Raw genomic sequence first — 255 nt, 5'->3', positions numbered from 1 at the left:
ACAGCCCAACCAGCAGTGGACGCCCACCGCGAGCGGTGAGCTGCGGGTCTACGGCGGCAAGTGCCTGGACGCCTACAACCAGGGCACAGCCAACGGCACCCAGGTGATCATCTGGGACTGCAACGGGCAGGCCAACCAGCAGTGGCGCCTCAACGCCGACGGCAGCATCACCGGCGTGCAGTCGGGGCGGTGCCTCGACGTGCCGAACAACGCCACCGCCAACGGAACCAAGCTGGTGCTCTGGTCCTGCAACGG

At 67.8% G+C, this 255-nt stretch carries 1 protein-coding gene; it reads left to right on the top strand.

Annotated elements, in window-relative coordinates:
- A partial coding sequence (locus tag FXF51_RS60330; RefSeq protein WP_148443849.1) for a ricin-type beta-trefoil lectin domain protein occupies positions 1-255 on the top strand: 255 nt, incomplete at both ends.

The sequence above is a fragment of the Nonomuraea sp. PA05 genome, from assembly GCF_008086045.1.
In the GTDB taxonomy this organism is placed as follows: Bacteria; Actinomycetota; Actinomycetes; order Streptosporangiales; family Streptosporangiaceae; genus Nonomuraea; species Nonomuraea monospora.
Note: the sequence above shows the minus strand (reverse complement) of the source record. Positions and strands in the feature narration are given on the sequence as shown.